We start from the raw sequence: 19,198 nt of genomic DNA, 5'->3' as shown, positions 1-19,198 counted from the left end.
TCGTACCGACGCCCGCATGCACGTCGTACCGACGTACCGACTGAGGAATCGATGATTAACGCAGCGAACGACACGACCGGCACGTCCGGCGCGGTCTGGTCCGGGGCCTGGGTCGCCGAGCGGCTCGGGGTCGAACTGGTTGGCGACGAGGAGCTGAGCGGTCTGCTGGGGCTCGCGCTGCGGCGCAACCCCCGGCGGGCGCATCTGCTGGTGTCGAACGTGCTCGGCAAGCATGTGCCGCAGTCGCCGGCCGTCGTGCACGGGTACGGGTTCGCGCTCGGGCGCCGGGTGCGGGAGCTGCTGGGGGCGGCCGGGGTGCGGACCGCGGTCGTCCTCGGGTACGCCGAGACGGCCACCGGGCTCGGTCACTCGGTCGCGGACGGGGTGGGCGAGGCGCCCTACCTCCACTCCACCCGGCGCCCGGTCGAGGGCGTCCACCAGGCCGGCGGCTTCGAGGAGTCCCACTCCCACGCGACGTCGCATCTGCTGCTGCCGGAGGACCCCACGCTGCTCGCGGGGCGGGGACCGCTGGTGCTCGTCGACGACGAGTTCTCCACCGGGAACACGGTCCTCAACACCATTCGCGCGCTGCACGAGCGGTATCCGCGTAAGCGGTACGTCGTCGTGGCGCTGGTCGACATGCGGTCGGCCGCCGACCAGGGGCGGCTGGCCGAGTTCGCTCGTGAGATCGGGGCGCGGGTGGACCTGGTGGCCGCGGCGAAGGGGACCGTGCGGCTGCCGGAGGGGGTGCTGGAGAAGGGGCAGGCGCTGGTCGCGGAGTACGAGGGGGCCGCGGCGCCGGTAGCTGCCGCAGACCCGACGGCGCGGGTCACCCGGGTCGAGCTGGGCTGGCCTGCCGGGGTGCCCGACGGCGGGCGGCACGGTTTCACGCCCTCGCATCGTGAGCGTCTGGAGCGCGCGCTGCCCGGTATGGCCGCGCGCCTCGCGGAGGCCTTGCCGCCGGGTGCCCGCCGGGTGCTCGTGCTCGGCTTCGAGGAGCTGATGTACGCGCCGCTGGCGCTCGCGCGAGAGCTGGAGAAGTCGACGAACGGGTTGGAGATACGGTTCTCCACCACCACGCGGTCGCCTGTCCTCGCTGTCGACGACCCCGGTTACGCGATACGCAGCCGCATCGTCTTCCCCGCGCATGACGACCCTTCGGACGGGCCGGGGGAGCGGTACGCGTACAACGTGGCGGGCGGGGACTTCGACGCGGTGGTCGCCGTCGTCGACTCGGTGGCGGACACGCCCGCCCTGCACGCCGCCGACGGCCTGCCGGCGACCCTCGCCGCGCATACGCCGAGCGTGCTGCTCGCCGTAGTGCCGTCGTACGTCCCGTCGTATGTCCCGTCGTACGTCCCGCCGGTCCGGCACCGCCGGGACACGTCGTCCCGGCCGAGCGCCGCGGAGACGGGAAACGAGGGCCGGCGGTTCGAGGCGACCGGCGTGAGCGAGCCGGCCGAGGCGGCGGCAGGAAACGGCCGGAAGGAGCCCGTGGCGGACAGCACGGACGAGCCGTCGCGGACCGAGGCCACGGCCGAGCGGCCGTACGAGACGAGCTCGGCGCCTTCGGCGACCAGGTCGGGCACCGATGCGGCGAAGGCCGCGACGAGCGGCATGCGCCCGCAGGCGACCGAGGCCCATGAGCCGCCGTACGCCGGCCCCGCGCCCACCCCGCCGTCCACCACCGAACCATCCGCACCCGCGCCCCCGACCCCGCACGTCACCGAAAGGCCCCCCATGCTGCCCGAGCCCCTACGCGGCCCCGACTTCTCCTCCTACGCGCCGGACGAGGTCGGCTGGCTGTTGCAGGACCTCTCGGAGGTGACGCTGGAGGCGCCGACCGAGGAGCGGGAGGAGGCCATTCAGAGCGGGGGTGCGCACTACGCGGAGTCCCTGCCGGTCGAGTACCAGCCGAGTGAGCAGTACCAGGCGCTCTTCCACAGCGCGCTGGAGGATTCCGCCGAGCGGATCGCCTTGGCTGTGGGGGTCGTCACCGAGACCGTGCTGGCCGAGCGGGCGGGGCGGCCCGTCATCGTGTCGTTGGCTCGGGCCGGGACGCCCGTCGGTGTCCTGATGCGGCGGTGGGCCCAGTACCGGCATGGCGTCGAGGTGCCGCACTACGCCGTGTCGATCGTGCGGGGGCGGGGCATCGACGCCAACGCGCTGCGGTGGCTGGCGGCTCATCATGACCCCGCCGAGGTCGTCTTCGTCGACGGCTGGACCGGCAAGGGGGCGATCACCCGTGAACTCGCCGCCGCGCTGCTGGAGTTCGAGGAGTCGGACGGGATCACCGGGTTCGATCCGGAGATCGCGGTGCTCGCCGATCCGGGGTCGTGTGTGCGGACGTACGGTACGCGGGAGGACTTCCTCATTCCGTCCGCCTGTCTCAACTCGACGGTCTCCGGGCTGATTTCGCGGACCGTGCTGCGTTCGGATCTCGTCGGACCCGATGACTTCCACGGGGCGAAGTTCTACCGGGAGTTGGCCGGCGTCGATGTGTCGGTGGGGTTCCTGGACGCCATAGCCGCACGGTTCGCCGATGTCGTGGACGCCGTCGACGCCCGTACCAAGGAACTGCTCGCCGCCGATCGCACGCCGACCTGGGAGGGCTGGGCGGCCGTCGAGCGGATCAGTGAGGAGTACGGGATCCACGACGTCAACCTGGTCAAGCCCGGTGTCGGCGAGACCACTCGCGTGCTGTTGCGCCGGGTACCGTGGAAGATCCTCGCGCGGGCCGGGGCGGGCGCGGACCTCGACCACGTACGTCTACTCGCCGAACAGAGAGGGGTACCGGTGGAAGAGGTGGCCGAACTGCCGTACACATGCGTGGGGTTGATCCACCCGCAGTACACGCGGGGCGCGACCGGCGCCGACGGCAAGGCGGTGGCGGTCTGATGCCGGGGCCTCAGGTTCTTGTCGCGAGCGATCTCGACCGTACGCTCATCTACTCGGCCGCCGCGCTCGCGCTGACCATGCCGGACGCACGCGCGCCCCGACTGCTCACCGTCGAGGTGCACGAGAGCAAGCCGCTGTCGTACATGACGGAGACGGCCGCGCGGCTGCTCGCCGACCTGGGGGACGCGGCGGTGTTCGTGCCGACGACGACCCGGACGCGCAAGCAGTACCAGCGGATCAGTCTGCCGGGGCCGGAGCCGAAGTACGCGATCTGCGCCAACGGCGGGCATCTGCTGGTGGACGGCGTCACGGACGCCGCCTGGTACGAGCGGGTCACGGCCCGGCTCGCGGACGAGTGCGCGTCGCTCGCGGAGGTACGGGACCATCTGGCGGCCACGACGGATCCGGCGTGGGTGCGTAAGCACCGGGTCGCGGAGGATCTGTTCGTCTATCTCGTCGTGGAGCGAGAGCTGCTGCCCGAGGAGTGGGTGAAGGATCTGGCGGTGTGGGCCGAGAACCGGGGGTGGACCGTCTCCCTCCAGGGGCGCAAGCTCTACGCCGTGCCGAAGCCGCTCACCAAGAGTGCGGCCATGCGGGAGGTCGCGCGGCGGACCGGTGCCGAGTTGACGCTCGCCGCCGGTGACTCCCTGCTGGACGCGGATTTGCTGCTCGCGGTGGATCGGGCCTGGCGGCCGGGGCATGGGGAGCTTGCCGACGCGGGGTGGGTGGGGCCGGCTGTCAGTGCTCTTCCCGAGCGGGGGGTCTTGGCCGGGGAGCGGATTCTGCGGGAGTTCTTGCGGGCCGTGAAGGAACGCTGAGCGGGGTTCGGGTTACGCCGGTCAGGGGGCGGGGGCGCTGTGGTGTGCGGGCTGCGGGTCGTCCGTGGCTTGTCGCGCCCCGCGGCGGAGCCGCACATTGACGCAGCCCCGCGCCCCTGGAGCGCTGCCCCTCCTCAGGAGGCGGGCCAGCAGGAACGCCAGCACCGCCAGGGCCGCGGCTCCCAGCACGAGCTTCGAGTACGTCGAGACGATCGCCGTCACCTCCGCCCAGTTGGCGCCCAGGAAGTAGCCGGCCAGGACGAAGGCCGTGTTCCACAGGGCGCTGCCCAGGGTGGTGAGGAGGGTGAAGACGGGGAGGGGCATGCGTTCCACGCCGGCCGGTACGGAGATGAGGCTGCGGAAGACGGGGATCATGCGGCCGAAGAAGATCGCCTTGGTGCCGTGCCTGAGGAACCAGGCCTCCGTCTTCTCGATGTCCGAGACCTTGACGAGGGGCAGCTTGGCGGCGATGGCGACCGTGCGGTCGCGGCCGAGGAGGGCGCCGACGCCGTAGAGGGCGAGGGCGCCCACGACGGAGCCGACGGTGGTCCAGAACAGGGCGGCCAGGAGGTCCATCCGGCCGGTGCTCGCGGCGAAGCCGGCGAGGGGGAGGATGACCTCACTGGGTATCGGCGGGAAGAGGTTCTCCAGCGCCACGGCCAGGCCCGCGCCCGGCGCCCCCAGGAGATCCATCAGACCGATGACCCACAGGGGTGCGCCGCTCATCGACTCCGCTTGCATGGCTGTCATGGGGGTACGCTAGGCGGGCGAAGCTGAAGAGAGCCTGAGGGACGGGTGAACGGTCAGGGTGTGGCCGGCGGACCGTTGAACGCTTCCGTCCCGGTGGCCGTTGATCGAAGTGTGTTGATCAACCGCAGCAGCCGCCACCACAGCATCCGCCCCCGCCGCCGCCCGCCCGGGGTGCGGGCGCGGACGCCGCGGCCGAGCCGCCGACCGCGACCGTCGACAACAGTTTGACCGTGTCGGAGTGGCCCACGGGGCAGTCCGCGGGGGCGGACGACTCGGCCATCGGGCGGCTCAGTTCGAAGGTGTCGCCGCAGGTCCGGCAGCGGTACTCATAGCGAGGCATGGGCACAGGCTAACCGGCGCCGGGGTGGCGGCAGGAGGCCTCGGTTCGGGCTGGTCGGTCTTTCTGGCTAAATTTTCACGCTGCCGACCGAAGCAGTTGTGAAAGTGACTGATAATTTGTGGTCGCTGTGTGGAGGCCGACAGGCCGGGGGAACAGGGGGCTCGTAGCCGCGAGTGTGGCGGCTGCGACTTGTCCACGCAGGCGATGCCAAGTGGGGAGGGGGGGACAGTAATGACTGCTGTCCTTTGTCGATCGGGAGCCACGTCTCCCGGTCGGATAGTCGCCGTGCGCGAGCGAAACGTTGCCGCGCGCTGCCGAATCGTTGCTGCGCATCGCTCGGGCCGCCCGCGCGAGGGGGCTCGCCGTGGCTAGCCCGGAGAGCAGGACCGGCTCCGAGGACGAAGGCCGCGCGCGGCGCCGACGGGAGGCGGCGAAGGGGCGGGAGGAGCCTCAGGAGGCGCCCCGGGAGTCCGATCTCACCATGCAGTTGAAGCTCCCCGTCGTCGCGGCGGACGAGACCATGCAGCTGCGGGTCCTCGACCTGGACGCGCTCGACGGCCGGAACGAGCAGTCGCAACCGGAGAAACGGGGAAGACGCAAGGCGCCCAGGCCGTCTGTTCGCGCCAGGTTCTCCGCCTCTGTCGGCGCGCGACTCGACCCCTTCGTCCCTTTCGCCCGCCGGCTGCGTCCGCGGTACCCGCGCCCCGGCCGGACCGACTGGCGTCGCTGGGTGCCGTCCTGGCGGCAGTCGCTGGGGGCCGCCGGCCTGACCGTGGGCATCAGCACCATGCTGCTGACCGTCGCCTACGCCACCACGGAGATACCGGACGACCTCAACACCTTCGCCACCCAGCAGGACAACGTGTACTTCTGGTCCGACGGCACCCCCATGGCCCGCACGGGCTGGGTGCGGCGCCAGGCGATGCCGCTCAAGGACGTCCCCGAGGACGTGCGCTGGGCGGTCCTCGCGGCGGAGAACGCGAGCTTCTACTCGGACCCCGGCATCTCCGTCAGCGGCATCACCCGCGCGCTGGTGCGCACCGTCGGCGAGGGCGACACCCAGGGCGGCTCGACGATCACCCAGCAGTACGTCAAGAACGTGTACCTGTCACAGGACCGCTCGCTCGGGCGCAAGTTCGACGAGGCCATGATCGCCCTCAAGCTCGACAACAAGATGAGCAAGGACAGGATCCTTGAGGGCTATCTCAACACCAGCTGGTTCGGCCGCGGCACCTACGGCATCCAGCGGGCGGCCCAGGCGTACTACGGCAAGGACGTCAACGAGCTGAACGTCAGCGAGGCCGCGGTCCTCGCCTCCCTCCTCAAGGGCGCGGGCCTCTACGACCCCTCCCTCAGCCAGGCCAACCGCGACCGGGCGGTCGAGCGCTGGGAGTGGATCCTGGACCGGATGGTGACCATCGGGAAGCTGTCCAAGACCGAGCGCGCCAAGTACACGAAGTTCCCCGAGCCGATCAAGCAGGCGAACCAGTACGACACCGGCAAGCAGAGCGACTACCTGGTGGTGCTGGCCTCCCAGTACGCCAAGAAGGCCGCGAACATCACCGACCAGGAGTTCGACCGGGGCGGCTACCAGATCTACACGACCTTCGACCGCAAGCGGCAGACCGAGCTGACCGACGCCGTCACCAAGGCGCGCGAGGAGGTGCGGAAGGACGCTCCGAAGAAGGCGAAGACCGCCCACTTCGGAGCCTCCTCGGTCGCCGCCGACGGACGGATACTCGCCGTCTACGGCGGCCCCGACCACCGTGAACAGGGCTACAACGAGTCGAACGCGACCACCGTCCCGTCCGGCTCGGCCTTCCTGCCCTTCGTCTACGCCGCGGGCCTGGAACACGGTGTCGTCAAGGAACGCGGCGGCGCGGCTACACCTGTCACCCCGGAGACGGTCTACGACGGAAACGACGCCGTCCCGGTGACCACCCCCGAGGGGCCGTACTGGGACCGGGACGGCGATCAGGTCTCCGCCAAGAACGACGGCAAGAAGTCCTGGGGGCCGATCACCCTGCACGACGCGCTCGCCAACTCGGTGAACACGCCGTTCATGCAGCTCGGCATGGACACCGGCCTGGACAAGGTCCGCGACACCGCCGAGGCGGCAGGACTGCTCTCCTCCAGCTTCGGGGCGCAGGTGCCCGCGCTGTCCGTGGGCAGCGCCACGCCCAGCGCGATCCGCATGGCCAGCGGCTACAGCACCTTCGCCGCCCTGGGCAAGCACACCGAGCCGTACTCCGTGCGGAAGGTGACCCACAACGGGTCCAAGATCGCCCTGGCCACCCCGAAGCCGAAGCGTGCCGTGGGCGCCAAGGTGGCCGCCCAGGTCACCTCGGCGCTCACGGACGCCTTCCGCACCGCCCACCCCACCTCGCCCGGCGCCGCCTCCTTCGAGGTGGCCGGCAAGGGCGGGACCACACAGGACGACAAGGCCGCCTGGTACGTCGGGACGGCGAAGGACGTGTCGACCGCCGTCGTCGTCTACCGCATCGACCTCACCGAGAGCCTGGAGCCGCTGGCGCTCGACGGGATCGCCGGAACGCCCAACTCCGGCGTCCCCTACGACATCTGGTCCAGTGCGATGAGTATCGGCTGATCACCGATGAGCACCCGCACCCGCCACCCTCGCAGAATGAGCCGTACATGAAGCCTGGCAGCAAGCCGCACCGGGGCCGCCGTCGCAAGGCCCGCCCGCCGCGCCGCACCACCCGCCCGCAGTTCCTCACCCTGGCCGCGCTCCTCGTGGTCGCCTCGCTGGTCGGCGGTTATCTGGTGCTTAATCGTTCGGCCGACACCGCGCCGACCGCCTCCTCGGCCGGCAGCGGGAGCGGCAAGGGGTCCACCAAGGCCTCCGAGGAGCCCGAGTGGGACGGCAAGACGAAGATCATCGGGGATGGCTCCACCTCCTACACCGGCCCGCAGAAGGGGCGGCTGAAGGCCGTACCGCTCAAGAAGGGCGAGAAGCCGCCGCAGTTCGTCGTCTTCTCCTGGGACGGCGCGCTCGCCGGCGACGACGAACTCTTCCAGCACTACCGGGAGATGGCGAAGAAGTACGACGCCCATATGACGTTCTTCCTCACCGGCATCTATCTGCTGCCCAAGGACAAGCGGAGCCTCTACGACCCGCCGCAGCACGACAAGGGCTCCGCCGCGATCAGCTACCCCACCGACGAACACGTCCGCACCACCCTGGAGCAGCTCGGCAAGGCGTGGGAGGAGGGCAACGAGATCGGCACCCACTTCAACGGCCACTTCTGCGGCGCGAAGGGCGGCGCCGACTGGAGCGTCGCCGAGTGGAAGCAGGAGATCGAGGAGTTCAACTCCTTCCTGGAGAAGTGGAAGACCAACACCGGCTACACCGACGCCGATCCGCTGCCCTTCGACATCAAGGCCATCAAGGGCGGCCGCGCCCCCTGTCTGGAGGGTCAGGCGAACCTGCTGAAGGCCGCCAAGGACTTCGGCTACCGCTACGACGCCAGCTCGCCGGGCGCCTTCCAGGTATGGCCCGGCAAGAAGAACGGCCTCTGGGACTTCCCGCTGCAGATGCTCCCGTACAACGACGAGTACCAGGCGCTGTCGATGGACTTCAACTTCCTCTACAACCAGTCCGAGGGCCAGACCGAGGGCGATCCGGCCATGCACCCGACGTGGCAGCAGGAGACCATCGACACCTACATGGCGGGCTTCAACCGGGTCTACTACGTCAGCCGGGCGCCCCTGTTCATAGGCAACCACTTCGAGCAGTGGAACGGCGGCATCTACATGAACGCCGTCGACGAGGTCATCAAGAACGTGTGCGTGAAGAAGGACGTGAAGTGCGTGTCCTTCGACGAACTGGCCGACTGGATGGACGTACAGACGCCGGAGACCCTGGCGAACCTGCGCGGACTCGACCCCGCCCAGGCTCCGGACGACTGGGCGACGGTCGTGAAGTAGCCGCGTGGATACCCATGTTGTGCACTTGTTATTCCCCCCGACCTCACTCCACTTGAGGAGGTCATGTAAAGATTCGCTCCCGGGTACGACCAACCCGGGGTCAAGGAGAATCCCAGTGAGATCAAGGACGTTGAGCCTCGCAGGCTCGACCCTCGCAGCCGCCGTGCTGGCATCCGCACTGTTGCCCGTCACCGCCGCGAACGCCGCCGCGTCGACGCCCAAGGTCACGAGCGCCACCAAGGACGCCTTCGGCCGCGTCGCGGACAACGTGCTCACCGACCGCACGGCCGTCCTGCTCGGCGGCAAGGCCGCCCGCAAGTCGCTGAAGCCCACGGGTGGCGTCAAGCTGTCCGCGGCCCAGAAGAAGGCCGAGGACGGCAAGCTGTCCGCCCTCAAGGGCACCAAGTCCCGGCTCGCCGCCCTGGGCGAGGCGTACACGTCGGCGGACACGAAGGTCACCGTCGACGGCGCCGAGGTCAAGGGCAAGAAGGCCACGGTCAAGGTCACCGAGACCACGACCCTGAAGTACAAGAAGATACGCGGCGACGAGCCCGCCTCCACGGGCTTCGAGGCGCACCACGTACTCACCTTCACCGCCACCGCCGGCACGTGGCAGCTGACCGCCATGCGCTCCACGGACGGCGGCGCCCCGCGCATCAACGAGCCGGTCGTCCCGGCGGCGGACGCCAAGCTGGGCCGTACGCCGATGGCCATCATCAACGCCCCGAAGGCGGCCACCACCCGCAACCCGGCGGCCAAGCCGAAGACGCTCACCGGCGGTGCCTACGACTACAGGGCGATGGCGACGTACACCGAGAAGTACTGGAAGGACTACAACCCGGCGTACCGCAAGTACAACGCGGTCGGCGGCGACTGCACCAACTACCTCAGCCAGGGCCTCCTGGCGGGCGGCTGGAAGCAGATCTCCACGGTCACGCCCGAGGAGTACGACACCTGGTACTACGCGTCGAACGGCACGGCCGACGCCTGGATCGGCGTCGACGAGTGGTCCTGGTTCACCCAGACCGCCAAGCGGACCACCGCGCTCGCGAACGTCTACCAGATGGACATCGGTGACGTGATGCAGGTGGACTTCAACGCGGACGGGTCCAAGGACCACTCCATGATGACGACCTACCGCAGCTCCAGCGGCGTCCCGTACCTGACGTACCACGACGCGGACACCTACCGCCGTTCGGTCGCGAGCGTCATCGCCTCGTACCCGACCGCGAACTACTACGCGTACCGCACCTGAGCCGCCAGGCCCCACCAGGTGTCAGCCGGCGTCCTTCCCGCCCGTTTCGGACTCGGGGAGGGCGTCGGCCCGCGTCAGCTTCGCCATCCCCACCCCCGCCTTGCGCCGCATCTCGCGTTCCGACTCCTGCGGGTGGCGGGCCCGCCAGTACGGGTTGTCGTGCGGCAGCGCCGTGCCGACCCTGCCGTACATCCCGAACGTCATCAGCAGGATGCCGACGACAAAGCTGAACAGCACGTTCTGGATGCGGAACGCCAGGAAGTTGGAGTCGGTGTCCAGCAGGGCCATGTTGCCGAAGCCGCTCAGGATGAACAGGACGCCCAGCGTCATGTTCAGCGTGGAGGCGAAGTTGCCGCCGATCACCATCCCGACGAGCAGCAGCAGCCCCACGGCGACCGACAGGACGCTCAGCGTGCCGTTGGTGCTCAGCCCCACGACCTCGTCACCGCGGGTGTCGAACCAGCCCACCTTGTCGATGAGGCCCAGGATGCCGAAGACGAGCAGGAACAGACCCATCAGGCCCGCACCGAACCGGTAGACCCTGCTGAGGCGGTGGTCGACGGGAAGATGCTCGTCGATCCTGATCCGCCGCCGGGGACCCGCGTGCCGGCCCTTCGGACGCAGTGAGTGCGTGGCATGCGTGGCCATGTCCGCCTCCCATCGGGTTCGGGTGTGAGCGGAGGCCTGTCTACCCCTTCAGCATCCGCCGGGGGGCTCCGGCGGGCAACCCAGTGGCTCAGGCTTCAGGTGGCGCCCGCCCCGCGCTCCTTGCGGATGTGGTCGACGACCCCGGCCACGGCCTGCCGTACCGCCTCGGTCTCCGTCAGGAAGTGCCAGTAGTCGGGGTGGCGGCCCTCCAGCGTGGCGATCGCGCGGTCCAGCCGGGCGACGGAGTCGTCCAGCGGGCGGGCGTGCCGCGGGTCGGGCGTGGAACGGCCGGCCATGGCCAGGCGCTGGGCGTCCCGGATCGCGAACCGGGTCCGGTCGATCTCCTGCTGGGAGTCCTTCTGCACGGCGTTCAGCCGCCGCAGCCGGTCGCCCGCCGCCGAGACCGCCTCGTCGGTGTGGTTCAGCAGCGCCCGTGCCGTCGACAGCAGCGAGGTCGCGTCCGGCCAGCGCTGGGCGTCCCGCGCGGCCCGCGCCTCGCGCAGCTTCAGCTGGGCCTGCTCGACGTCCCGCGTGGCCTGGTCCGGCACCTGCTGGAGGTCCTGCCAGCAGGCCGCCACGAACCGCCGCCGCAGCTCGCTCAGTATCTGCGGCACCTGCCCCGCCCGGGTGCCCAGCGCCTCCGCGCGGGTGCGCAGCGAGACCAGCCGGTGGTCGATCTCGGCGGCCTTCTCCGGCAGCCGCTCGGCCTCCGCCCGCACCGCCTCCGCCTCCCGCACGACCCGGTCGGCACGCTCCAGCGTCTCCCGTACGCCATGCTGCCCCGCACCCTGGTTGAGCTTGGTCAGCTCGGGCGCGAGGGCTGCGAGCCGGGCGGCGAGATCGTCGGCCCTGAGCCCCGAACCCCGTACGGCGTCAAGGGCGTTGGAGGCGGCGAGCAGGCCCTGCCGGGCGCGCTCCACCGCCGGGACCAGCCGGGCCAGCTGGGTCTCGGCCGTGCCGAGCAGCGGCCCGAGCCCCTGGGCGAAACGGTCCAGCTCCTGCTTGACCCGCCCCAGCTCGTCCTTGGCGGCGGTCAACTCGGTCCGGGCCCGGGCGGCGACGGACGCCTCCAGGTCGTCCCGGTCCAGGTCGTGGGCGTCGACGGCGTTGATGTACTGGTGGCTGACCTCGTCGATCCGCCGCCCCAGCGCCTCGAAACCGGAGACGGCCTGCCGGGCGGCGGGGGAGTCGTCCACCGCCGTGATCGTCTCTATCGAGATCCGGAGATCCCGCTGGGCGGTGTCCAGCTCGTAGAACGCGGCCGCCGCCGCGTCCTTCGCCGCCTGCGCCTCGGCCCGCTGGCTCTCCGCCCGCCCGCCGAACCACCGCCGGGTGCCGCCCCCGGCGAAGGCGGCGGGCAGGACGAGCGCGGCGAGCAGGGGGAGGGCGAGAAGGGCGACGGCGTCCCGGCCCGCCGAACGACGGACCCGCCGGGGGCGGGGCGTACGGCTGTCGGCCGGCCGTGGTGCGCGGCTGTGGGGTTCTGGCCGTGGTGTGCGGCTCTCGGGTTCTGGCCGTGGTGCGCGGCTGTGAGGTTGTTGTGCGCGCGGCACAATCGGCGTGTACGGCTCTGCAGGTGTCGCCGTCACATCCCTCTCCCGTGCTGTCATCCACCCTGGCCGGTTGCCATTCTCCCACCGGTCAAGGACGAAAACACGGGTCGATCGGTTCGCTGTTCGCTGTGAGGGGCTCAGCCCACGTTCCGCACGGTGACCGAGCCGTCCCGGGTGTGGGCGCTCACCACGTGCGAGCTGGCCTCGTCGCGGGGCACGGACACATCCACGGAACCGTCGTCGCTCCCGGTGTCCACCCGGTACGAGGTGTCGCGCGGCAGCCCGATGCTGATCGAGCCGTCGTCGCTGCGGGACTCCACCAGGTCCGGTACGACGCCGAGTTCGAGCTTGACCGAACCGTCCTTCGTGCTTGCCTTGACGCTGCGCGACTCGACACCGAGCGCGCGCACCGAGCCGTCGTCGGTGTGCAGCTCCAGGGGCCCGGTGGAGTCGCTGACCCGCACGGAACCGTCGCCCGTCCGGATCCTCAGCGGCTCCGCGAAGCCCTTCGCGTGCACACTCCCGTCCCCGTCCTCCACGGTGACGGCGACCCCGCGCGGCACCTCGATACGGTGCTTGGCCGAGCAGTCGGCGACCATGCCCGAGCACTTCATCCGCAGCGTCAGCCGGTCGTCCTTCATCTCCCAGGTCACCCGCGGATTCCCGCCGACCATGACCCGCCCCTCGAACCACCGGGTCACCTCGACGTCGTCCACATCCGCCGAGACCAGTTCGAGCGCGGAGTCGTCCGAGTCGACGGTGAGCGTCCGGCCGTCGAGGGCGAAGCTACGGTGCTCCGGATCCCGGTCCTCCCCGGCGTCCGCCCCGCACGCGGCGACGGACGCCATGAGCGCGACGGCGAGGCCGGCGACGGCCGCGGCTCCTGTGCGTGACCTGCGTGCCGTACGTGCCGTACGAGTCGTACGCGCCATGACGATCTCCCCCTGGGGCCGGTCTTCCGGTCTTCCGTTGTCCCGGACTGTCCTGCGCCGACTGTCCTGCGCCGACTGTCCTTCGCTGTCCTTCGACCGTACGGAGCGGGCGCGTCAGGGGGGATCCGGGCTGCTCCCGGATCACGGTGGGGTTAACCCCCGGGGCGGCCCCGGGCGTGCGCCTGATACGGGTTTGCGGGGCATGCCCGTGGGCGATGTAGGCTGTCGGCTCGTACTCGGGTGCGTAGCTCAGGGGTAGAGCGCCTGCCTTACAAGCAGGATGTCGGCGGTTCGAAACCGTCCGCGCCCACCGGGACCTAACGGCCAGGTCATAGGCCGAATGGCGGCCCCTCGGAGTGATCTCCGGGGGGCCGTTTCCGTGACCAGAGTCCACATCGAGTCCACATCCCCAAGTGATCATGGCCTGACGGGTCACTCGATCGGGTGACTGGACTATGTTCAAAGCCCACGTAAAGTAGCGCTCACGAGAGGGGCAGGCGTGACCTCCCCCACGCGCGCCTGACACGCGCCTCTCGCGAACCTGTGGGATGTCTCCTGGGGAGGAGAGCACCCACAGGCAGAGGGCCCCCACCGGGAAAATCGGTGGGGGCCTTCTTGTGCCCAACGTAGACCGCCCCGGAGCCATTCAGCTCCGGGGCGGGACGCCTTGACTGAGTCTTGGCGTCTAACGGCCGAATCCGGCGGACACGCGTACGCCTCGATCCGACCGCTTCATGTGCCGCTCGCCTCGCGCCGACGGGGGCAAGCGGTTGTCCGGTGATTCTCCTGCCTGTGATCAGCAAATGCAGGCGAATTCGCCTACAGACTCCATGATCAGAAGAAGCCAGGTTGGGCAAGGTGCCCATGCCTGCCCTGCCCCCCGACCGCGTCCAGCTCGACGAGCGGCGACAGGCCTTCGGGGACAGGCTCCGCTCGGCCAGGCGCGAGGCCGGCCTCACCCAAGAGCAGCTGGCGGAGCGTGCAGGCATAGACAGGGCCGCGTACTCGGAACTCGAACGGGGCCAACGCGACGCGCGGCTCTCTACCCTGCTGCGGATCGAGAGCGCCCTCGGAGCACGGTTAGACCTGGTGAGGTGAGCGGCCGCCCGAACCCGACGAACGGACGGCCGCCCTCATCCCGGCGCCGACACGGGGGTAACCGGCTGCCGAGGTCTACGTGGGCCCGTCACGGGCCTGGGTGTACGCCGCCCACAGCGCCTTCGCCGTCTCGCAGCGGACTTCTCCGAACTCGCAGTCGTCGCACTTGTAGTAGTGGCTGTTATAGGCGTGGTAGGCCGCGTACGTACCGCCGGGCGCGACGGCCTGTAAGTACCCGGGCCCGCTGCCCTCCTCGCGCGGCTGCCACCGCACCCCGCTCACTGCCGGCTCCGGTCGGGGTGGGGGTGGCGGCGGATCTCGATCTCGCACGTGGTCGCCGCGCGGATGTCTCCACGGTCCTCGGCCTGGGCGCGCTGCCGGTCGAGCGCCTCGCACACGTCGCACCCTCGCGCAGGCCGCGGTGGGCGCGTCGGGTCCATGAGAACAACGGGCGGTTCGTCAGTCGTCTGCTGCCTCATCCGAAGGCCTCCGCGGGAAGTCGGCCACCCGGGCCGAACGCGGCTCCGAGCAGTACGGGATCAGTCAGTTGGCCAGACCCGTCCGGACGCTCCAGCCACACGCGGCTGTTGAGGTGGTACAGGACGGGCGGACACTTCAGGACCCAGCCGGGCGGATGAACGGTTACCTGCCGGACATCGTCCAGTTCGTCACCCATCTCGGCTGGGAGGAGCCACCAGGCCCGGTCCTCCTCGACATCAGCGAGAACAGGGCCGAGGCGCTCCGACCCGATGCGCCGCATCGCGGTCATAGACCGCAGGAGCGGCGCCTCCGCCACCCGCCAGTGCTGGCCGGTGGGGAATGGGGCCAGCTCCTCGCCGTTCCACGCGCGCTGTACGGCGGTGGGACGGTCCGTGCAAGACAGGAGCCAGTTCTGGCCTGCCTGCCGCTGCGTGAGAGTTTGTCCGGCCATGACCCAGGACCGTAGGAGAGGCGATTGCGAGTGCGCCCGCCGATTGCGCGCAATTGCGCACCCTGTGACGCCGCTTGCGCTGCTTGCCCCTACCCCAGGTCCAAAGAGGCCCTCGCCCGACCAATCAGACGCCGCGCCGGCGCCCCATACTCCGCGGATTCGGCAAGCCAGTCCCACGCCCGCTCGTACAGCTCGATGTCCTCCTCGCCGGTGAGCCAGAGCTCTTCGCTGATCGTCTCGACGATGACCAACCGGCGGTCGTAGATCCAGAACGCGTGCGGCGCCGTACGGCGCAGCTGCGTCCCGAAGGGCAGGATGCCGAGTTCGACTCGGCGTTGTCCGACCAGTCCATACAGCCGGTCCAACTGCTCAGCCATCACATCAACTGGGCAGGAGCGGTGATACAGCGCGGCTTCGCACACGAGGAACCGGAACGTCTTGCCCGGCTCGTACAGGGCCTTCTGGCGGCGCATGCGGGCCTCGACGGCATCCTCGGTCGTCGGCGGGATCCCCCGGAACTCCGCGTTGGTGTCGAAGATGACCCGGGCGTACTCCGGCGTCTGGAACAGCCCCGGGATCCGCGACACCTCCAGGCCGCGAATCTCCTTCGTGATGTCGGTCTGCCGAACAGCGATCTCTTGGCGGCCGCGGTGTCCGCCACCCAACTGGCGCCGCCAGGACCGGTGTCGCTGCTTCATCTCCAGCCCGGCGAGCAGCCCGTGGAGTTCGGCCTCCACCTCGGGCTGGGCGCAGGCCTGCGCCCACGCGGTGAGGTCCTCGCGGGTCGCGGTCTGCCTGCCGTTCTGGAGCCGGGAGACCTTCGAGGGCTGCCAGCCGAGCACGGCGGCAAGGTCCTTGCCTTCCAGGTCGGCCTCGATGCGCAGCTCGCGCAGGCGCGCGCCGAGGGCCTCCCGAGCGGTCTGGAAGTCGGTCGTCACATGGTGGAACGTACCTGCCTGGCGAACTCTTCGGTACGCATCGCGTGGTGCCAGGCAGCGTCCCGGGCCTGGCAGGCGGCGAGGACTTCGGCCGGGTCCTCGGTGACGTACACCCCAAGGGTGGTGTCCTCGTCGTCGAAAGCGAAGCGGGCGAGGGTACGCGAGTCGAAGAGCCAGAAGTCGTAGTTGGGCAGGCGCAGCTGCTCTGCTTCAGCCCGGGTGAGGTTCCGGATGTCTTCGCCTGCGGCAACGTTGCTGGGCGCACCCGCGAGGAGGTACCGCTGGCCCTCGGTTGGCGGGTCGTCGACCAGCCGCACCCGCTCAAACCGCTTGCCTTGGGCGGTCTGGTTGCGGACGTTCTCGCACCAGGGACGGTGTGAGTCATCCGGCACGGTGCCCGTGGCCAGGAACTCGCGGTACTTCTCGCTGGCACGGTCGGAGGCGTAGCCGCGGCGGGTCTCCAGCCGCCACGCGGTGTGTTTGAAGTCTCGGAAGAGGTGCGAGATCGAGGCGAACGGCTGGAGCTCGGCGGCCTTGCTGTTGGGGCTGAAGCGGATGAGCAGGTCTCGGGGGACACGGACGAAGGTCTCGGACGGCTTGACGTCTCGCAGCTGGGCGAGGTGGCTGGGGTCGGTCTCCCGGTCGCCCTGGACGAGGATCTCGTCGGTGTCCGCGATCTCGTACAGGGTGGGGCAGTCACCGTCATCGCTGGTGGTGCCGAGAAGCCTGAGCGTCATGTCGCCCTCCATGTGCGCTGGTTGGAGATCCAGGATGCGTGTGATGGCCCGGTCGCGCCTCGTGATTGCGCGAGATTGCTCCGATGTCCAGGGGCTCAGGGATTGCGCGCAAGCGGGCATGACGAAAGGCCCCCTCCCGCCCGAAGGCGAGAGGGGGCAAACCGATTCAGCGGGCCAGCAAAGCGACCAACCCCGTACCTGCGCCTACAGCACCGGCCAGGGCCGCGACCGTCGGTAGAGGCCACCGGCCCTTCTTCAGCGCCTCGATGTCCGCGCGGAGTTCACCGATGTCCTTGTCGGTGTCCTGCCGGAGCTGCTGAAGGTCACGCTCGTTGCGGTCCGACCGCTCAACAAGCACCCCCAGCGAGCCCTTGACTTCGGCGAACCCGGTCGCGACCGTACCGCGGAGGCGCTCCAGCTCCACCGCCACGGACGCCTCCGGAACGGTCATCACACCCCCCGGGCGAGGGACGCGCTGTTCGTGACGTCCCGCCAGCGCGCCACGAGGCCCTTCAGCAGGGCGAGCACGGCGCCGCCGCCGCCGACCGCCGCCGCGTACCACATGGATGCGTCGAGCGGCTGGGTGACGACCACGCCCGCGATGAAGCTCTGGAGGAACGTCGACAGGACCCGCTCGAGCAGGTCCCGCGCGTACGTGCCCGCGGTCTTGACGACGGTCTCGGTGGAGGGGAAGTCGGCCATGGGGTTACTCCTTGACGTCGAAGCCGCTGCGGCGGCCGAGCTTGGTGAGGGATGCGATGCCGGGGAGGCCGTCGGCGTCCTTGCCGGACCAGCCGCATCGCATCTGCCACAGGCCGTAGGCGGCCTTGGTGGCGGTGCCGAAGTGGCCGTCGGCGAGGCTCTTGGCGAGGAGGCCCTCCTTCACCAGGGCGTCCTCGACGACTTTCACGCCCGCGTACGACACCGGGGTGCCCTTCTTCGGCGGGTCGGCCTTCGCTGCAGCGACGAGCTTGGAGAGGTCGACGACCGGCCGGTCCGTGCCGGGCTTCGTCTCCACCGGCTCCTCCCCGTCGGTCGACGGCCGGGGAGCGCCCTTCTGCACCCAGGCGTACAGCGGGGCGCCCGGGCAGGTAGTGGCGTGGCCGTCGCGGTGGCCCTTGATCTCGTCCCCGGCGCCGTGTGCCTGGAGGTGCTCGATCGCGTCGCGTATCGCGCCGAGCAGCTCGTCTGTGGGCTCGGTCAGGCCCTCGCTGCCGATCAGGCCCACGACCGCGTAGTGCGCGCGGTTGAGTTCCTGGTTGCCGTTGGCCCCGGTGCGGCGGCCGACGCCGCGTCCTTCGAGGACGTAGCCGTGGACGCAGGCGGCGTAGTTGTAGGCGACGTCGCTGTAGTTCTCGGCCTTGTTGGCGAGGTGGGCGGCGCGGATCTTCTTCCACTCGGCGATGCACAGCTTGTGGTCGGCGAGGAGCTTGGTGCTGACCTCGGTGCCCTCGTAGTGGACCTTGACGCCCTTCGTGGTCGCCTGGGTGGGTGCGGCCGAGGTGGGCCAGCCGAGGGCCTTGCGGGTGATCAGCTTCATCACACACGCTCCGGCCAGTGCCAGGAGCCGCCGACGGTCCCGCTCTCGTCGTGCGTGATCTCGCTGTTGAAGAACATTCCCCTGGGGTTGAGGACAGCGAGTCCGACGAGGTCGGGGTTGATGACCTCGGTGACGATGGCGGCCCGGCACTGCGAGGTGTACTCGCCGCCCGGGGTGCCGTAGCTGACGTAGTGGACGACCCGGCCGACGGACGGGGTGGGCTGATCGGGCATAGCGCCTCCAGGGCATGAGAAAAGCCCCGGCCAGACGGCACGGGGCATGGAGTGGAGAACGGACGTCAGCGGATGCGCTGCACGAGCAGACGGGTCTGATTCCCGCCCCGCAAAATCGTGTCGTCCGCCGACGACGTGTTCTGCGCGAACTGCATCTTGATCAAATCCGGGGCCGCGTTCGTCGAGAAGGTCCCCCGGTCATAGGCGCTCAGGAAGGTCGCGATACCCGCGTTGCCACCCGCCACGCGGTCCGTCGTGTTCCCCGGCCGCCGCTGGATGATCGCCGCACCGCTGTTGAACGTGCCGGTGGCTGCGAGCACGTAGGCCTGCGTGAAGGAGCAGAACAGCACACCCCCGGTCGTCTCCGGCTGCCACCGCCAGCGGAAATCGGGCGCCTCCGACTCCGTGGAGTACGAGATCAGCAGGTCGTACTCGTACTCCGCGTTCGGCTCCGGCTGAAACTGGATCTCGCTGTCCACGTACGTCGTGCCCGTGGTGCTGGAGTTGACGATCTGGTCGTTCTCTTGCGCGATCAAGCGAGGAATCCCCGCGTTCCACTGATCTGCGGTAGCAATCTGC

The 19,198-nt window shown here is 69.9% G+C and carries 20 protein-coding genes and 1 tRNA gene; 7 read left to right on the top strand and 14 right to left on the bottom strand.

Annotated elements, in window-relative coordinates:
* Nucleotides 1-51: 51 nt before the first annotated feature.
* Nucleotides 52-2,898: a phosphoribosyltransferase domain-containing protein gene (locus JIX55_RS16190; RefSeq protein WP_257564035.1), complete on the top strand. Its 2,847-nt coding sequence runs from the start codon at nt 52-54 to the stop codon at nt 2,896-2,898.
* Entirely contained in the window at nt 2,898-3,716 is an 819-nt protein-coding gene (locus JIX55_RS16185; protein ID WP_257564034.1) for an HAD family hydrolase, read from the top strand. Before JIX55_RS16190 ends, JIX55_RS16185 begins: the two co-directional genes overlap by 1 nt.
* Before the next feature lie 21 nt (nt 3,717-3,737).
* Here the strand turns inward: JIX55_RS16185 and JIX55_RS16180 are convergent, their stop codons facing one another.
* Both JIX55_RS16180 and JIX55_RS16175 read right to left on the bottom strand, forming a co-directional pair.
* Nucleotides 3,738-4,457, bottom strand: a complete 720-nt coding sequence (locus JIX55_RS16180; RefSeq protein WP_257569343.1) for a DedA family protein — start codon at nt 4,455-4,457, stop codon at nt 3,738-3,740.
* A 127-nt stretch (nt 4,458-4,584) separates the two neighbouring features.
* Nucleotides 4,585-4,806, bottom strand: coding sequence for an FmdB family zinc ribbon protein (locus JIX55_RS16175; protein WP_257564033.1), 222 nt, complete (start codon nt 4,804-4,806; stop codon nt 4,585-4,587).
* 481 nt (nt 4,807-5,287) lie between these two features.
* Here JIX55_RS16175 and JIX55_RS16170 point away from each other — a divergent pair, with 481 nt between their 5' ends.
* From JIX55_RS16170 to JIX55_RS16160, 3 genes are all read left to right on the top strand, one after another.
* Nucleotides 5,288-7,414 carry a transglycosylase domain-containing protein gene (locus JIX55_RS16170; protein WP_257569342.1) on the top strand — a complete coding sequence of 709 codons (2,127 nt, stop codon included), beginning with the start codon at nt 5,288-5,290 and terminating at the stop codon, nt 7,412-7,414.
* Between the two features lie 47 nt (nt 7,415-7,461).
* The gene (locus JIX55_RS16165; protein WP_257564032.1) at nt 7,462-8,754 is read left to right on the top strand and encodes a hypothetical protein; all 1,293 of its coding nucleotides are present in this window, start codon (nt 7,462-7,464) and stop codon (nt 8,752-8,754) included.
* 115 nt (nt 8,755-8,869) lie between these two features.
* Entirely contained in the window at nt 8,870-10,009 is a 1,140-nt protein-coding gene (locus JIX55_RS16160) for an amidase domain-containing protein (protein ID WP_257564031.1), read from the top strand.
* A 21-nt stretch (nt 10,010-10,030) separates the two neighbouring features.
* Here JIX55_RS16160 and JIX55_RS16155 read toward each other — a convergent pair whose 3' ends face one another.
* The 3 genes from JIX55_RS16155 to JIX55_RS16145 all read right to left on the bottom strand — a co-directional run bounded on the left by JIX55_RS16155 (nt 10,031) and on the right by JIX55_RS16145 (nt 13,142).
* Complete coding sequence (locus tag JIX55_RS16155; RefSeq protein WP_257564030.1) at nt 10,031-10,657, bottom strand: DUF4383 domain-containing protein; 627 nt, start codon at nt 10,655-10,657, stop codon at nt 10,031-10,033.
* A 95-nt stretch (nt 10,658-10,752) separates the two neighbouring features.
* Nucleotides 10,753-12,246, bottom strand: coding sequence for a hypothetical protein (locus tag JIX55_RS16150; RefSeq protein WP_443046426.1), 1,494 nt, complete (start codon nt 12,244-12,246; stop codon nt 10,753-10,755).
* Nucleotides 12,247-12,347: 101 nt separating this feature from the next.
* Nucleotides 12,348-13,142 (bottom strand): DUF4097 domain-containing protein, encoded by a 795-nt coding sequence (locus tag JIX55_RS16145; protein ID WP_257564028.1) that lies wholly within the window; start codon nt 13,140-13,142, stop codon nt 12,348-12,350.
* Between the two features lie 238 nt (nt 13,143-13,380).
* Here JIX55_RS16145 and JIX55_RS16140 point away from each other — a divergent pair.
* Nucleotides 13,381-13,452 (top strand) — tRNA-Val (locus tag JIX55_RS16140).
* 554 nt (nt 13,453-14,006) lie between these two features.
* The gene (locus JIX55_RS16135; protein ID WP_257564027.1) at nt 14,007-14,240 is read left to right on the top strand and encodes a helix-turn-helix domain-containing protein; all 234 of its coding nucleotides are present in this window, start codon (nt 14,007-14,009) and stop codon (nt 14,238-14,240) included.
* Nucleotides 14,241-14,315: 75 nt separating this feature from the next.
* On the opposite strand, the gene JIX55_RS16130 is transcribed toward JIX55_RS16135, so the two are convergent.
* From JIX55_RS16130 to JIX55_RS16090, 9 genes are all read right to left on the bottom strand, one after another.
* Nucleotides 14,316-14,522: a hypothetical protein gene (locus tag JIX55_RS16130; protein ID WP_257564026.1), complete on the bottom strand. Its 207-nt coding sequence runs from the start codon at nt 14,520-14,522 to the stop codon at nt 14,316-14,318.
* A gap of 193 nt (nt 14,523-14,715) precedes the next feature.
* Nucleotides 14,716-15,171 (bottom strand): hypothetical protein, encoded by a 456-nt coding sequence (locus tag JIX55_RS16125; RefSeq protein ID WP_257564025.1) that lies wholly within the window; start codon nt 15,169-15,171, stop codon nt 14,716-14,718.
* Nucleotides 15,172-15,260: 89 nt separating this feature from the next.
* On the bottom strand, nt 15,261-16,109 hold the full coding sequence (locus JIX55_RS16120; protein WP_257564024.1) for a helix-turn-helix domain-containing protein: 849 nt from the start codon (nt 16,107-16,109) through the stop codon (nt 15,261-15,263).
* Nucleotides 16,106-16,846 (bottom strand): DUF6879 family protein, encoded by a 741-nt coding sequence (locus tag JIX55_RS16115; RefSeq protein ID WP_257564023.1) that lies wholly within the window; start codon nt 16,844-16,846, stop codon nt 16,106-16,108. The genes JIX55_RS16120 and JIX55_RS16115 overlap by 4 nt, the downstream gene beginning before the upstream one ends.
* A 166-nt stretch (nt 16,847-17,012) precedes the next feature.
* Nucleotides 17,013-17,297 carry a hypothetical protein gene (locus JIX55_RS16110; protein ID WP_257564022.1) on the bottom strand — a complete coding sequence of 95 codons (285 nt, stop codon included), beginning with the start codon at nt 17,295-17,297 and terminating at the stop codon, nt 17,013-17,015.
* Nucleotides 17,297-17,548 (bottom strand): hypothetical protein, encoded by a 252-nt coding sequence (locus JIX55_RS16105; protein WP_257564021.1) that lies wholly within the window; start codon nt 17,546-17,548, stop codon nt 17,297-17,299. The genes JIX55_RS16110 and JIX55_RS16105 overlap by 1 nt, the downstream gene beginning before the upstream one ends.
* Nucleotides 17,549-17,552: 4 nt before the next feature.
* Complete coding sequence (locus JIX55_RS16100) at nt 17,553-18,386, bottom strand: N-acetylmuramoyl-L-alanine amidase (RefSeq protein ID WP_257564020.1); 834 nt, start codon at nt 18,384-18,386, stop codon at nt 17,553-17,555.
* Nucleotides 18,386-18,619, bottom strand: a complete 234-nt coding sequence (locus JIX55_RS16095; RefSeq protein ID WP_257564019.1) for a hypothetical protein — start codon at nt 18,617-18,619, stop codon at nt 18,386-18,388. The genes JIX55_RS16100 and JIX55_RS16095 overlap by 1 nt, the downstream gene beginning before the upstream one ends.
* A 65-nt stretch (nt 18,620-18,684) precedes the next feature.
* The gene (locus JIX55_RS16090) at nt 18,685-19,155 is read right to left on the bottom strand and encodes a hypothetical protein (protein ID WP_257564018.1); all 471 of its coding nucleotides are present in this window, start codon (nt 19,153-19,155) and stop codon (nt 18,685-18,687) included.
* Nucleotides 19,156-19,198 lie beyond the last annotated feature (43 nt).

The sequence above is a fragment of the Streptomyces sp. DSM 40750 genome (assembly GCF_024612035.1).
Taxonomy (GTDB): Bacteria; Actinomycetota; Actinomycetes; order Streptomycetales; family Streptomycetaceae; genus Streptomyces.
Note: the sequence above shows the minus strand (reverse complement) of the source record. Positions and strands in the feature narration are given on the sequence as shown.

Excerpts from the sequence above, each read along its gene's own strand:
- JIX55_RS16190 (WP_257564035.1), top strand. The coding sequence starts at position 52 with ATGATTAACGCAGCGAACGACACGACCGGCACGTCCGGCGCGGTCTGG.
- JIX55_RS16185 (WP_257564034.1), top strand. The coding sequence starts at position 2,898 with ATGCCGGGGCCTCAGGTTCTTGTCGCGAGCGATCTCGACCGTACGCTC.
- JIX55_RS16180 (WP_257569343.1), bottom strand. The coding sequence starts at position 4,457 with ATGCAAGCGGAGTCGATGAGCGGCGCACCCCTGTGGGTCATCGGTCTG.
- JIX55_RS16175 (WP_257564033.1), bottom strand. The coding sequence starts at position 4,806 with ATGCCTCGCTATGAGTACCGCTGCCGGACCTGCGGCGACACCTTCGAA.
- JIX55_RS16170 (WP_257569342.1), top strand. The coding sequence starts at position 5,288 with ATGCAGTTGAAGCTCCCCGTCGTCGCGGCGGACGAGACCATGCAGCTG.
- JIX55_RS16165 (WP_257564032.1), top strand. The coding sequence starts at position 7,462 with ATGAAGCCTGGCAGCAAGCCGCACCGGGGCCGCCGTCGCAAGGCCCGC.
- JIX55_RS16155 (WP_257564030.1), bottom strand. The coding sequence starts at position 10,657 with ATGGCCACGCATGCCACGCACTCACTGCGTCCGAAGGGCCGGCACGCG.
- JIX55_RS16145 (WP_257564028.1), bottom strand. The coding sequence starts at position 13,142 with ATGGCGCGTACGACTCGTACGGCACGTACGGCACGCAGGTCACGCACA.
- JIX55_RS16135 (WP_257564027.1), top strand. The coding sequence starts at position 14,007 with ATGCCTGCCCTGCCCCCCGACCGCGTCCAGCTCGACGAGCGGCGACAG.
- JIX55_RS16125 (WP_257564025.1), bottom strand. The coding sequence starts at position 15,171 with ATGGCCGGACAAACTCTCACGCAGCGGCAGGCAGGCCAGAACTGGCTC.
- JIX55_RS16115 (WP_257564023.1), bottom strand. The coding sequence starts at position 16,846 with ATGACGCTCAGGCTTCTCGGCACCACCAGCGATGACGGTGACTGCCCC.
- JIX55_RS16110 (WP_257564022.1), bottom strand. The coding sequence starts at position 17,297 with ATGACCGTTCCGGAGGCGTCCGTGGCGGTGGAGCTGGAGCGCCTCCGC.
- JIX55_RS16105 (WP_257564021.1), bottom strand. The coding sequence starts at position 17,548 with ATGGCCGACTTCCCCTCCACCGAGACCGTCGTCAAGACCGCGGGCACG.
- JIX55_RS16100 (WP_257564020.1), bottom strand. The coding sequence starts at position 18,386 with ATGAAGCTGATCACCCGCAAGGCCCTCGGCTGGCCCACCTCGGCCGCA.
- JIX55_RS16095 (WP_257564019.1), bottom strand. The coding sequence starts at position 18,619 with ATGCCCGATCAGCCCACCCCGTCCGTCGGCCGGGTCGTCCACTACGTC.